Raw genomic sequence first — 13,702 nt, forward strand, 5'->3', positions numbered from 1 at the left:
CAGGGAAGCCATTACCTTTAAAGAAACCTGAAACTATTTAAGATTTTAGAGAAGGCCACACGCGACAACAAGGAATAACAATGGCTGATCAGCAAATGCAAGCCGACGAGTCCGCCAACGACGCACCTGCCCACAAGGTAGCGATCATCGGCGCAGGTCCCGCGGGACTTGCCACCGCGCGCGCGCTGCGCGCCATGGATGTCCCGTTCACAGTCTTCGAAAAACACTCCGACGTGGGCGGTATCTGGGATATCGAGAACCCCGGCAGTCCCATGTACGAATCTGCTCACTTTATTTCGTCGAAGACCATGTCCGGTCATTACGGCTTTCCCATGCCGGAGAGCTACCCGGATTACCCCTCCAACCGGCAGTTGCTGACGTACATCCGCACATTTGCCGAAACCTACGATTTGCGGGCCGATATTCGCTTCAACACCTTTGTGGATAATGTGGAGCGCACCGCAAATGGCTGGCACCTGCGCACGCGCAGCGAGAATGACACCAGCCAGGAGCACAATTTCCGCTGGCTGGTTTGCGCCAGCGGAACCAACTGGCTACCCAACCGGCCAACGCTTGTCGGAGAAGACGAATTTAAAGGTGAGGTACTGCATTCGGTGAACTACCGCGATGCCTCCATGCTGAGGGGCCGCAAGGTTCTCGTTGTAGGTGCGGGTAACTCCGGGGTGGATATTGCCTGCGACGCCACTGCGAACGCGGAATCGGCCTATATCAGCCTGCGCCGCGGTTACCACTTCGTACCCAAACATATTTTCGGCATGCCGGCTGATGTGTTTGGAGCTCGCTCCAATTGGTTACCGGCCTGGTTACAACAAAAGACATTTGGACCACTTCTACGCCTGTTAAATGGCGACCTTCGCCGTCTCGGCCTGCCGAAACCAGATCACGCGGTACTGTCCAGCCATCCGATTCTTAACAGCCAATTACTGCACTATCTGCAGCATGGGGACATTGCCGCGAAAGGCGCGATTGATTACTTGCGGGGCAAGCAGGTGTTCTTCAAAGACGGCAGCAGCATCGAGGTGGATACCATCATTCTGGCGACGGGTTATCACTGGCAGCTACCTTATTTGCCCACAGATACATTTGCCTGGAAACACGAGCGTCCACAAACGTTTTTGAAAATCTTTAACCGCAATGACCCAAGTATTTTCATCAATGGCTACGTGGAGACGAACGGCGGCGCTTACAAAATGTTTGACGATATGGCGTACCTGATCGCCAACACGATTAATACACAGCGCAAAGGTGGCGATGCGGCAGAAAGGCTCGCGCAGTTCATTCAGGGGCCGGAACCAGATCTCAGCGGTGGCGTCCGCTATGTCGAGTCTAATCGTCACAGTGGATACGCAAACCAGCAGGCCTACGGCAAAGCAATGCGCAAAATGCGCCGCGCCATGGGCTGGCCCGACCTGAGCGAAGACTTTTATGCAGGTCACCCCGCTTCAGCACAAATCCAAACCGCCAACTAGGAGGCGCCCATGCAACAGATATTAATTACCGGCGCTGCCGGCGGTATCGGGCGTGCTGCGGCAAAAAAATTCAGTGCCCTGGGGTATAGCTTGTGGTTGGTGGATCGCGAGGGTAGCGCACTGGAAGAACTTTGCCGGCAGCTGCCGCACTGCCGAGCGTTCATCGTGGACCTAGCAGACCGCGCTCAACTCTCGAATTTGTTAAGCGAATTAGAAAGCGACCCCGGAGAGCTTGCCGTAGGCCTCGTCAATGCCGGTATTGCATCCACCTTACATGTGGCAGACAGCGATCCCGCAGATCTCGACCTGCAATTGGAGGTAAACCTGCGCAGCGCCATCCAGATCAACCGCGCGCTGGCCAAAAAAATGCTGACACAAAAACGCGGACACATTATTAACACCATTTCCGCCGCGGCACTGGTGCCGCTGCCCGGATCGGCAACCTATTCAGCCACCAAATTCGGCCTGCGCGGTTTTACCAATGCCCTGCATGCCGAGCTACAAGGTAGCGGAGTGTATGTGTCCGGTATCTACCCGAGCGCTGTGGACACTCCCATGTTGCGCTGGGAAGCGCGCAACGGCGGCAGCCCACTCAATTTTGTCAGCACACCCAAGAGTGCGGATTACATTGCCGACCTGATATTGAAAGCACTGCGCACCCGCAAATTGGAATACTACAGCTCCCGCTCCGATAGTTGGATGGGAAAATTGATCGGCTGCGTGCCCGGATTGCTGGTTCGCATTTACCCCTTCTTCGCCCGCCTGGGCCAGCGCGGCATGCAACGCTATCGTCGCCAGCTGGAATTACAAGGGGAGCACTGATATGAAAAAAACATGTCTGGTTACCGGCGCCACCGGGTTCCTCGGGCTAAATCTGGTGCATGAGTTGGTCGAGCAAGGCTGGCAGGTCCGCGCCAGTGGTATGCACGGTTCCAACAATAAATACCTGCGTGCACTCCCAGTAGAGATTGTACTTGCCGACATTACCAAACCGGAGGAAGTACTGCCTCTGGCGAAGGGCTGCGATACCGTATTTCACGTTGCCGGCGACACTTCCTACTGGAAGCGCCTCTACCCTCGCCAGCGCACTATCAACGTGGATGGCACCCTCAATATCGCGCGCGCGTGTCTGAAGCACGGTGTCCGCCGGATGGTGCACACCAGTACGCTGGATGTGTTGGGTGCATGCCCGAACGGCGGCACGGTCAACGAGAAAACTGGCCAGTTTAACTTCACCAATATGGGCTACCACTACGGGGAAACTAAATTGGAAGCCCAACAGCGGCTGGAAAACATTCGGCAGCAACAAGGCCTGGATGTGGTGTATATCTACCCCGGTTTTATGATCGGCCCATTTGATCACACCCTGCAAATAGGAACCGTATTTTTCGAACTACTCAAAGGATCACTACCCGGGTTTATTCCCGGAGGCGGCTCCTTTTGTCATGTGCGAGAGGTGGCGAAAGCGCATATTGCCGCGGCAGAACGTGCGCACAGCGGTGAGGACTTCCTGTGCGCAGGGTTACCGCACAGCAACATGCCCCACAAACAGGTCTGGCAACTTATCGCTCAGGAAATTCAGGCAAAACCACCACGCTTTACCTTGCCACGCGGGGCATTTCTCGCCTACGCCTATGCCTGTGAATGGCTGGCGGAAATCACTAACAAACCACCACAAATCAACCCCGGCCAGGCGCGCTATATGATGGCTCGACAGTATACCGACAGTAGCAAAGCGGTCGCTCGCTTGGATTACAAGGTGCCGACGGTGGAAGAATGTATTGCGGATGCTGCCAACTGGTATCGGCAGGAAGGAATGCTGGTGGTAAGAAAATAGCAACTCTCGCCCGCCACACCAGACCGAAAAAGGATGCAGCCTAGTGTGGCGGGAAAGGAATTTGGTGAGTCAGCCGATAAGCCGGGTTCTGTCGCGGACAATCATTCATCTGGGATGCCTGTCACCAGACACCTCAAGCGACCTACCCGCCCCCAGTGCGGGTCACACCTGCTAGCACAAGGCTAAAGGGGGCCTATTTGGTCTTGCTCCGAACGGGGTTTACCGTGCCGCGGACTGTTACCAGCCGCGCGGTGCGCTCTTACCGCACCCTTTCACCCTTACCTGTGCCTGCGAACAGGCCATCGGCGGTCTACTCTCTGCTGCACTTTCCGTAGGCTCGCGCCCCCCAGGCGTTACCTGGCGTCCCACCCTATGGAGCCCGGACTTTCCTCCATACAACCACCCGAAGGTAATCGAACAGCGATTGTCTGGCTGACTCGGGCGCGAAGGTTAATGACCGGGGGTGCGGGATGCAAGACAATTTCACCCGTTCGTGCCGATAACATGGAATTCACTATTTCTGCGCCAGCGACCAGTTGTACAGCGCCTTTTTGTTCACGCCGGTAATCTCCGCCGCCAGCGCCGCCGCGCGCTTGGGGGGCAATTCGGCCAGCAGCAGCTTCATCACCCGCTCTGACTCTGCGTCGAGCTCCGCGGCTTTTGACTCCGCGGCGCCGCGTACCAGCAGGACTATCTCGCCGCGCTGCTGGTTGCTGTCTGCGCGCACCCATTCCACCAGCTCCGCAAGCGGCATCAGCTGGATGGTCTCGAAGGCCTTGGTCAGCTCGCGTGCGATCACCGCCTCGCGCTCGCCGCCAAAGCTTTCCGCCATGGCCTCAAGGGTACCCAGCACCCGATGGGGCGCTTCGTAGAACACCATGGTGCGGGTTTCCCCAGCCAAAGCATCCAGCGCTTTGGCCCGCGCCTGCGACTTGGCGGGTAAAAAGCCCTCGAATGAGAAGCGGTCGCTGGGCAACCCAGCAGCGGACAGTGCGGCCACAAAGGCGCAGGGGCCAGGGATGGGTACTACCTGGAAACCCTGTTCACGGGCATCGCGCACCAACCGGTAGCCCGGATCGGAGATCAGCGGGGTGCCGGCATCGGAAATAAGTGCCACCGTCTGCCCTTGCGCGAGACGCTCGAGAATCTTGTTGGTACGCTGATCGTCCGAGTGGTCATGGTACGCAACCAGGGGGGTATCGATGGAAAAGTGGGAAAAAAGTCTCTGACTGTGACGGGTGTCTTCCGCCGCCACCAAATCAGCGGATTGTAGAACTTCAACGGCTCGCGGTACCATATCAGCCAAATTGCCAATGGGCGTCGCGACGATATATAGCACCGCTGTATCAAGCCCCATAGTTCACTCCAGAATAAGTTTTGTGGGAGAAGAATATGTCCGCCCTTTCCCGGCGTATCCCGTTCATTTTGAATAGCCTGGCTGCAGGCACCCTGGCCCTGGCCCTGACCGGTTGCCAGACACCCAGTACCCAGCCCGGTGCCCCAGTTGCCGCCGCGCCCAGTGATGTGGAGACCGCCAACCGCCAGAGCGCCATTCGCCTGTTGAGCGAGGCGCGCCAGCTGCCTTCCCCGCAAAAGGACCAGGCACAGCTGCAGGCGGCCGCCATTCTATACGGATTGGGCGATAACGCGACGGTTCTGCAGACCGCCAGCAGTATTGACCCGGAACAGCTGACCAATTCGGAGTACGCCCAGTACGCGCAAGTCTACGGTAGCGCGCTGGCAGCCGACGATGAGTTTTTCACCGCTCTGGATCTGGTGAGTGCCCCGCGCCTGGAACAGTCCTGGTTCGAGATTCCGGCCTCGACCGCCCTACCGCTGCGCAACCTGCGCGCGGATCTGTGGGGCCTGATGGGCGATATCGACAGCGGTATTCAGGAGCGGCAGCGCATCGCCGGTCTGCCGTTGGACGATCAGGCCACCGCCACCAACAACAATGGCTTGTGGCAATTGCTCACTCAACTCCCTTCCGCAGAATTGCGCTTACGCGCAGATGAGAGTCTGTCCCCACAGATGCGCGCCTGGTATGAGCTGGCACTGATTGGCCGCGACACCCAGGCCGATATCAGCACTCAGCTGACCGAACTGAGCCGCTGGCGCCAGCAATGGCCGACCCACTCCGCGGTTAGCCATCCGCCGCAAGCCCTGCAGTTGCTGGAGCAGCTGGCCACGCAACCAGCGCAAAATGTCGCTTTGCTGCTACCTCTTTCCGGCCCTCTCGGCTCCGCCGGCCGCGCAATTCGCGATGGCTTTATGGCTGCTTACTACAGCGCGCTGGACGCCGGTGCGCCCACGCCGCAGGTGCAGGTCTATGACACGGGTACCGAGCAGCCGTTTGAAGAGATTTACCAGATGGCCGTCAACGGTGGCGCTCAGGCAATTGTCGGCCCGCTCGACAAGAGCAAGGTCGCCAACCTGCTCGCTACTGAGAAGCTGCCAGTGGCAACCCTCGCCCTGAACTACGGCGATGAGGGCCGCCTAACCGACGATCTGGTGCAATTTGGCCTCGCCATCGAAGACGAAGCCCGCCAGGTAGCCCAGCAAGCTTTCCTCCAGGGCCACCGCCAGGCCATGATCCTGGCCCCCGAGTCTGGCTGGGGCCAGCGTGGACTGACCGCATTCACTGAAGAGTGGAACCGCCTGGGCGGTACCGTGAGCGTCAGCCGCAACTACCGGGATAGCTCCAACTTCTCGCAGCTGGTGAGCGATGCCCTGCTGATTTCTGAGAGTAAGGAACGGGAGCGCGCCCTGCGCAGCGCCCTGTCGACCCCGCTCAAGTTCACTCCGCGCCGCCGCGGCGACGTCGACATGCTGTTTGTACTGGCACAGCCTCAGCAGGCACGCCAAATCAAACCGATGCTTTCGTTCTTCTACGCGGGCGAGCTGCCGGTTTATTCTACGTCGCAGATCTTTGCCGGTAATATCGACCGCCAGCGCGACAGGGACCTCAACGGTGTGCGTTTTACCGCACTGCCGTGGCTGTTTGAGGACAATAACGAAACCAAGCAGAACATCGTCAAACAGGCAGCACCGGCCCCAGCCTTTGCCCGCCTGTATGCGCTCGGCGCCGATGCCTTCCGCCTTTACCCCCGCCTGCCGATTCTTCGTCAGTTCCCGGACCAGCAGGTATACGGACTGACCGGCGCGCTCAGTCTGAGCGCCGATGGCCGCATTGTGCGCGAACAGATCTGGGCGCGGATCAACAAGGGAGCCCCGGTACCCATTACGCAGAACTGAGAGATAGCGGGCGCTCACTGACACAAATCCATCGAAAAGGAATTTCATGGACACCACAAGTATCGGCAACGAGATGGAAGCGCAGGCCGAGCGGCACCTGGTTGCCGCGGGCCTGCGTATCGTGGAGCGAAACTTTCGCGGGCGCTTTGGCGAAATTGATTTAATCGCGCGTGATGGAAATATCCTGGTGTTTGTTGAGGTGCGCTACCGGCGCAACCGGACTTTTGGTGGCGCTGGGCTTTCCATTGACTATCGAAAACAGCGAAAATTACTCACCACGGCCAACGGCTACCTGCAATTACGCAGATTAGATTGCCCCTGTCGTTTCGATGTTGTGACGATCGAGCGCGGAAACGGTGATGGACCACTCAACATTGATTGGATACAAAATGCCTTCGGGCAATAAATAGGCTCACTCACAGGAATACACAGAGTACATGGAACAGAGAGTGGTAACCCTGTTTCACCGCAGCATTGAAGCCACCATGAATGCCGGTGAACTTTTGGCACCCTACATTGCCGAAGCCAGCGAAATGATCGTCCACACCCTGCTGGCCGAGAATAAGCTCCTGATCTGTGGCAACGGACTCAGTGGCGCGCTTGCACAAAGCTTTTCTGCCCAGTTAATGGGAGGCTTCGAGCGCGAACGACCGGGCCTGCCGGCGATTGCACTGAATGGCGATGCGGTAACTACCGGCACCGTGGCCCGCAACCACGGCCGCGCCGAATCCTACGCGCGCCAGATTCGCGCACTGGGCCAGCCCGGTGATTTGCTGGTGATCATCAGTACCGACGGTCAGGACTCCAACCTGGTGCAAGCCATCCGCGCCGCGCACGATCGCGATATGGGCGTGCTTGCGCTGACCGGTGGCGAAGCTGATGGAGACTGCACGGCCCTCCTGGACGTACACGACATAGAATTGCGCGTACCTTCCCCAGTTGCGTCAGAAGTACATCAGGTTCAATTATTAATACTTTTCTGTCTGTGCGATCTGATCGACAGCAGTCTGTTTGGCGGATTCGAGGAATAATCCATGCGATCGAGCGCGAAAAAAACATTTTCCGCAACTCTGAAAACTCTTATTGGTGGCGGTTTGCTGGCCCTTCTGGGCGGCTGTGCAACCGTTCTGGACGCCACCCACGACGGTCCCATTCAGCCAGATCCGGGCGAGCGCAGCTTTGGCACCTACATCGATGACCAGCAATTGGAAACCATCACCAAGGTGAACCTGCGCAAAGCGCACCCGGAGCTGAAGGAATCCAATATCGACGTCACCAGCTTTAACGGTGTGGTACTGCTGACCGGGCAGGTTTCCAGCAATGACTTGCGCAACCTGGCCGGACAAACGGCACAGCAGGTGCACTCTGTACGCCAGGTATACAACGAAGTTCAGGTACGCGGCACAACTTCCGTACTGGCCCGTACCAGCGACACCTGGCTTACCACCAAGGTAAAAGGTGCCCTGATGACCGATAAGGAAATCGACAGCGGCCGCATCAAGATCGTTACCGAAAACGGTGTAGTTTATCTGATGGGCTTGCTCACCCGTCAGGAAGCGGAAAATGCGGCGGAAAAGACCCGCACCGTGGGCGGTGTGCAGAAAGTGGTAAAGGCGGTGGAGTACATCGACTAAATACAGCTTTTACGCATAAAAAAACGGAGGCCAAGGCCTCCGTTTTTTTATGCTCGAACAATGCTCTCGTACCGCTTAATCAGGGGCGCTCGATCGCAACAGCCGTCGCTTCACCACCACCGATACACAGGCTGGCAACACCTTTCTTCAGGTTGCGATTTTCCAGCGCCGCCAACAAGGTAACGATCACACGAGCACCACTGGCACCCAGAGGGTGACCCAGTGCACAGGCACCGCCATTCACGTTTACTTTCGCGCGCGGCAAATCTAGGTCCTTCATCGCCGCCATGGTTACGACCGCGAATGCCTCATTGATCTCGAACAGGTCGACATCGGTACTGCTCCAGCCGGTTTTTTCCAGCAGGTTCGCCATCGCGGAGACCGGTGCCGTGGTAAACCACTCCGGCGCATGGGCAAACTGGGTCTGGCCACGCAATACCGCCAGCACCTTGATACCGCGGGCCTTGGCTTCGCTTTCACGCATCAGTACCAGCGCTGCGGCACCATCGGAAATAGAGCTGGCGTTCGCTGCGGTTACGGTGCCGTCCTTGCGAAACGCCGGGCGCAGTGCCGGAATCTTGTCTGGACGCGCATTGCCGGGCGCCTCATCCACACTTACTTCCACGTCACCCTTACGGCTACGCACGGTTACCGGGGCAATCTCGCGCTCGAACGCACCCGACTCAATCGCCGCATTGGCGCGGGCCAGGGATTCAATCGCGAATTCGTCCTGCTCTTCACGGGAGAAGCTGTACTTGTCTGCGGTGTTTTCCGCGAAATTGCCCATCAACTGGCCATCGGCGGCATTTTCCAGCCCGTCCACAAACATGTGGTCTAACACCTGACCGTGGCCCAGGCGCATACCGCCGCGCGCCTTGGGCAGCATGTATGGGGCACTACTCATGCTCTCCATACCGCCAGCAACAACGACTTTCGCATCGCCGGCAAACAGTGCGTCGCGCGCCATCATGACGGTCTTCATACCAGAGCCGCAAACCTTGTTCACCGTAGTAGTCGGGGTGCCCTGAGGAATTCCCGCACCCAGAGACGCCTGGCGTGCCGGCGCCTGACCGACACCCGCGGGCAGTACGCACCCCATCAGCACCTCATCGACGTCTGCAGCATCTACGCCGGCATCGGCCAGCGCGCCGCGAATCGCAACTGCGCCCAGCTCAGGGGCGCTGAGGCCAGAAAGAGCTCCCTGCATACCACCCATAGGGGTACGGGAGATACCGACAATGACCACGGGGTCCTTAACTTGCTCGCTCATATTGATTTCACTCCGAATCTAACGGGAATTACCCGGCAAGGCTGACCAATATTGCGGAAAAACGCAATTTGGTGGCGGATTATAACCCACCACCGCAGCGCGAGGGCTATCCGCCTTTCGTTGTACGGTCCATGGTAGTATCAAGCTCGGCGCTGGAATAAACCGATGCGGATCAATCTCAATGACCGAATCCACTATTCACCAGCAAATTCTGCGTATTACCCACAGCCTTGTGGCCATATGCGTCGCCAGGTACACACTTACAGGGAAATTCGAGTTCTATGGAAATCTCTACCATCGTATGGCTGGTTGCTACGGCGGCAGTCGTGTTTTACATCATCAGCATTTACAACAATCTGGTTTCACTGAAGAACCGCTATGAAAACGCCTTCGCCCAGATCGAAGTACAACTCAAGCGTCGCTACGATCTGATTCCCAACTTGGTGGAGTCGGCCAAGGCATACCTGAAGCATGAGCGCGAAACCCTGGAAGCGGTCATCTCCGCGCGGAACACTGCGATGGCTGGGCTCAAGGCCGCCGCCAGCAACCCGGGGAACGCCGCCGCCATTGCCGACCTCGGCAATGCTGAAGGGTTACTCAGCAACGCTCTGGGACGGCTCAACGTGGTGATGGAGGCCTACCCGGATCTCAAGGCGAACCAAACCATTCAACAGGTCATGGAAGAGCTGACCAGCACGGAAAACAAAGTTTCTTTCGCCCGTCAGGCCTTCAACGATGGCGTTACTGCCTACAATATTTTCCGCCAGAGTTTCCCACCGGTATTTTTTGCCGGATTTTTCGGCCACCGGGAAAATGGCAAGCTGTTGGAGTTTGCAGACTCCGAGACCTTCCAGGCTGCGCCTCGCGTAGAGTTCTGATTTCAGGACTAACCACCGATGAATTTTTTTGAATATCAGGACAAGGCCCGGCGCAATAGCGGAGTGCTCATTGCTCTGTTTTGCGCTGCGGTCATCGGTCTGGTGGCGATCACCACTGTGTTCGTCGCCTTTCTTGCAAGCTACTCCGACCTGCGCGACCCCGCGGTGGACACATCACTTATCGGCATCATCAGCCATCTGGGCTGGGAAACCGTCGCCGGGATTGCAATTACAATTACCGCCATCATCGGCCTGGCGAGCCTGTTTCGACTGCGCCAGCTGGCTGGCGGTGGGCGCGCCGTTGCGGAATCCCTCGGCGGGCGAAAGATTAATACGTCCCCCGAAGGTCTCGCGGAACAACGCGCGCTGAATGTGGTTGAGGAAATGGCGCTGGCCTCTGGTACCCCGGTGCCCGACGTCTACATCCTTGAAGACAGCGCCATCAACGCCTTCGCCGCCGGTTATTCTGCAAACGATGCCGTGATTGGTCTGACGCGCGGTTGTATCGAGCAGCTTGACCGTGACGAATTACAGGGTGTAGTGGCCCACGAATTCAGCCACATTTTTAACGGCGACATGCGCCTCAACATCCGCATCGTTGGGCTCCTGCACGGCATTCTTATTATCGGCCTGGTGGGCAGCTGGTTACTGCGCGGGAGTTACTGGGGTGGTCGTAGCAGCCGTGGCCGCATGCCGGTGTTTGCTGCCGGTATGGGGCTCGTCGCCATTGGCTATACCGGCACTTTTTTCGGCAACCTGATCAAGTCCGCTGTGAGCCGACAGCGGGAGTATCTGGCGGATGCGTCAGCGGTGCAATTTACCCGCAACAAGCAGGGTATTGCCGGCGCGCTGAAAAAAATTGCCCGGCATACATCGGGCTCAAATCTGCAAGCGACCAACGCCAGTGAATTCAGCCACATGTACTTCGCCAGTGGACTGCGGGCGAGCTTTGGGGGGCTATTCGCCACGCATCCGCCCCTCGACGCTCGGATAACGCGCCTCGATCCACAGTGGCAAGTAGCGGCAAGCGCCGCTGGAAGCGCCACCCCCGCGGTGTCAGATGCAGCCCCAGCCAACATCTCGAGCATGCACAGCCAGCACCGCAATAGTGGCACCGATACCGCTCAGACCGTAACCAACTCCCCAAGCAATCCCTACCAGGCAACGCTTGCGGAGATCGTAGAGGTAGTGGACAACAATATTGCCAACCCCTCCTACCAGCAGTGCGCACGAGGCAAGGTACTACTTGCTGAAATACCCTCAGCACTTAAGGCGGCGGCGCACGACCCTTTTGCAGCGCGCGCACTCATCTATGGCTTGCTGATAGGCAATGAAGAGGCATCCGAGCACCGTGCAACGCAGCTGGACTTGCTTGCCAAGGTCGCTCACCCCGCAGTACTGCGCGAATTTGAAAAGCTATCTGAGGAATTGACTCGTATCGGGACGCATCTGCGCCTGCCCCTGCTGGACCTGTGTATTCCCGCCTTAAAATCGCTGGCGCCACAACAGTTTCAGATATTTAAGCGCAATGTCATTAAGCTGCTGCGGGCCGATGGCAAGATCGAGATCTGGGAGTGGGCTCTTTATCGTGTGCTGATGCACGGCCTGGAGCAGGACCCCGACCGACACCGCAAGCTTGGCGCGCGCAAAACAAGCACCAAGGTCCTCGCCGATGCGCACCAGTTTTTACTCGCAACCATGGCACATGCAGACAGCTCAGATTACCTCACTGCGAAACGCGCATTTGAAGCCGGTTTAGATCTTATGGGGATGGGCGCAGTGGCGCTGCCAGCGCGTGGCGACATGACACTGCAGAGGCTGGACAAGGCAGTGGCGATTGCCCGTGATACTCCCGCCCTGCAAAAGCCTGCGCTACTTAAGGCACTGGCGATAACGATGAGCCATGATGGCATTGTGGGTGGTCGCGAGGTTGAATTACTCCGCGCTATCGCAGATTGCCTGGATTGCCCTATGCCGCCACTTACCTTAAGCGACGGCAGGCAGGTACCCAACCCTGCTGCAGCAATGGAAGAAACCGCCTAAACATATCAGCGGCAAAAGCCGGCTCCAAACGGCCGGCTTGCTAGTGAACCCCAACCCAAGCTGGGGTTCACTAATTTTGATACACGGGGCCAATCCCCATACTCCAAAGAATAACGGTGCCAATCCGTACCGTTACCAATAGCACCAAGCCCACCGTAATCACTGACGATGCGTACACAAACGCGCGCTCCTTATCGATATTCATCAGGATCGGTATACCCTCGTATATGAGATAAACCGAATACGCGGTGGCAGCCAGCGTCACGGCCGCGTTCAACCAGAGGTTTGGATACAGCCCGATGAATCCGACCAGGAAGATAGGCGTGGTTACGAAGACTGCGAGCGCGGTGCCTTCGTAGTGACGGGTTTCCTCATCACCTTCCACCTTGAAGCTCTTGGCCATCCAATTGATAAATTCGCCAAAGATATATACGCCGAATAGCAGGGAGAAATAGGTGATAACAGCGAGGCTAAGCGCGCTGCCCGGTGTCAGCTTTTGCACATTGTCGCCAACGGAGAAGCCGACCTGGGTCACCCCGATATAGGCGGAGATGACCGGTATCAGCGCCAGAATGGGCACGTGACTCAAAAATACCTGCACGAACGAATGCTTGTCGGACCGGATAGCCTGCCACTCTTTATCCGGGTTGGTGAATATACCAATGGTATGGCTCAGTAGTCTCACTTGCGCTCCTCCTGTACACGGCTTGTTAGCAGTATCGGAAGGTGCCAGCAAATTCACCAATGAATAACAGGATTACGGCGTCAATTTTTACGCCAAAAGGATTTAAAGGCAGTTACGCAGGGGGTCACCGGGACAAGGTCAGCGCATCAGTTGGATACGCCGCCAATCGGTGCCCCGCACGAGGGCACCAGAGGAAAGTCACTTCACTACACGTAGCGCAGGCTTTTTAGAGGGCTTTTTCAGGGTCGTCGGCGGTGTCGGCTCTGGCGGTTCCGGCGTTTCTTCCGCTTCAAATACCATACCTTGGCCATTCTCACGGGCATAGATTCCCACTACCGCACCCACCGGCACCTGGATATCGGTAGGAACACCACCGAAGCGCGCGTTGAAACGGATTGCGTAGTTATCCATGGTGAGACCAACGACCGCCGTTTCCGACACATTCAACACGATCTGGCCATCTTCATTGACGTGTTGCTGGGGAACCAGCACGCCGTCCAGATGCGTATCCACCAGCAAATAAGGCGTGCACTTGTTGTCAGTTATCCACTCGTAAAACGCCCGCAGTAGATACGGGCGATTCGAGGTCATTGGCGGTTTATTCACCCGG

The 13,702-nt window shown here is 57.4% G+C and carries 13 protein-coding genes and 1 other RNA gene; 9 read left to right on the plus strand and 5 right to left on the minus strand.

What is annotated here, in order from left to right; translation table 11 throughout:
- The first annotated feature begins 80 nt into the window (after positions 1–80).
- From Mag101_RS13245 to Mag101_RS13255, 3 genes are read left to right on the plus strand one after another with little or no spacing between them, the layout of a single operon-like run.
- Positions 81–1,490 carry a flavin-containing monooxygenase gene (locus Mag101_RS13245; protein ID WP_077405907.1) on the plus strand — a complete coding sequence of 470 codons (1,410 nt, stop codon included), beginning with the start codon at positions 81–83 and terminating at the stop codon, positions 1,488–1,490.
- A 9-nt stretch (positions 1,491–1,499) separates the two neighbouring features.
- Positions 1,500–2,312 carry an SDR family NAD(P)-dependent oxidoreductase gene (locus Mag101_RS13250; protein WP_077405909.1) on the plus strand — a complete coding sequence of 271 codons (813 nt, stop codon included), beginning with the start codon at positions 1,500–1,502 and terminating at the stop codon, positions 2,310–2,312.
- 1 nt (position 2,313) lies between these two features.
- The gene (locus Mag101_RS13255; RefSeq protein WP_077405912.1) at positions 2,314–3,327 is read left to right on the plus strand and encodes an NAD-dependent epimerase/dehydratase family protein; all 1,014 of its coding nucleotides are present in this window, start codon (positions 2,314–2,316) and stop codon (positions 3,325–3,327) included.
- A 61-nt stretch (positions 3,328–3,388) separates the two neighbouring features.
- Here the strand turns inward: Mag101_RS13255 and rnpB are convergent.
- Both rnpB and rsmI read right to left on the minus strand, forming a co-directional pair.
- An RNA gene (gene rnpB / locus Mag101_RS13260) (RNase P RNA component class A) lies at positions 3,389–3,767 on the minus strand.
- Positions 3,768–3,841: 74 nt separating this feature from the next.
- Positions 3,842–4,684: a 16S rRNA (cytidine(1402)-2'-O)-methyltransferase gene (rsmI, locus tag Mag101_RS13265; RefSeq protein WP_077405914.1), complete on the minus strand. Its 843-nt coding sequence runs from the start codon at positions 4,682–4,684 to the stop codon at positions 3,842–3,844.
- Between the two features lie 35 nt (positions 4,685–4,719).
- Here rsmI and Mag101_RS13270 point away from each other — a divergent pair, with 35 nt between their 5' ends.
- Genes Mag101_RS13270 through Mag101_RS13285 form a run of 4 tightly spaced genes read left to right on the plus strand, consistent with a single transcriptional unit; the run spans position 4,720 to position 8,216 of the window.
- Entirely contained in the window at positions 4,720–6,582 is a 1,863-nt protein-coding gene (locus Mag101_RS13270) for a penicillin-binding protein activator (RefSeq protein WP_077405917.1), read from the plus strand.
- A gap of 46 nt (positions 6,583–6,628) precedes the next feature.
- Entirely contained in the window at positions 6,629–6,988 is a 360-nt protein-coding gene (locus Mag101_RS13275; RefSeq protein WP_077405920.1) for a YraN family protein, read from the plus strand.
- Between the two features lie 31 nt (positions 6,989–7,019).
- Entirely contained in the window at positions 7,020–7,613 is a 594-nt protein-coding gene (locus Mag101_RS13280; RefSeq protein ID WP_077405923.1) for an SIS domain-containing protein, read from the plus strand.
- Between the two features lie 3 nt (positions 7,614–7,616).
- Entirely contained in the window at positions 7,617–8,216 is a 600-nt protein-coding gene (locus Mag101_RS13285) for a BON domain-containing protein (RefSeq protein ID WP_077405927.1), read from the plus strand.
- A 79-nt stretch (positions 8,217–8,295) separates the two neighbouring features.
- Here the strand turns inward: Mag101_RS13285 and Mag101_RS13290 are convergent, their stop codons facing one another.
- Complete coding sequence (locus Mag101_RS13290) at positions 8,296–9,486, minus strand: acetyl-CoA C-acyltransferase (protein ID WP_077405930.1); 1,191 nt, start codon at positions 9,484–9,486, stop codon at positions 8,296–8,298.
- 281 nt (positions 9,487–9,767) lie between these two features.
- On the opposite strand from Mag101_RS13290, the gene Mag101_RS13295 reads away from it, so the two are divergent.
- Positions 9,768–10,364, plus strand: coding sequence for a LemA family protein (locus Mag101_RS13295; RefSeq protein WP_077405933.1), 597 nt, complete (start codon positions 9,768–9,770; stop codon positions 10,362–10,364).
- Between the two features lie 18 nt (positions 10,365–10,382).
- A complete protein-coding gene (locus Mag101_RS13300) occupies positions 10,383–12,407 on the plus strand; it encodes a M48 family metallopeptidase (RefSeq protein ID WP_077405936.1) in 2,025 nt (674 codons plus the stop codon).
- A gap of 70 nt (positions 12,408–12,477) precedes the next feature.
- On the opposite strand, the gene Mag101_RS13305 is transcribed toward Mag101_RS13300, so the two are convergent.
- Together Mag101_RS13305 and Mag101_RS13310 are read right to left on the minus strand one after the other, a co-directional pair.
- Positions 12,478–13,092, minus strand: coding sequence for a Yip1 family protein (locus Mag101_RS13305; protein WP_077405939.1), 615 nt, complete (start codon positions 13,090–13,092; stop codon positions 12,478–12,480).
- 198 nt (positions 13,093–13,290) lie between these two features.
- Positions 13,291–13,683, minus strand: a complete 393-nt coding sequence (locus tag Mag101_RS13310; protein WP_077405941.1) for a ClpXP protease specificity-enhancing factor — start codon at positions 13,681–13,683, stop codon at positions 13,291–13,293.
- Between the last annotated feature and the right edge of the window lie 19 nt (positions 13,684–13,702).

This window comes from Microbulbifer agarilyticus, assembly GCF_001999945.1.
GTDB classification, from domain to species: domain Bacteria; phylum Pseudomonadota; class Gammaproteobacteria; order Pseudomonadales; family Cellvibrionaceae; genus Microbulbifer; species Microbulbifer agarilyticus_A.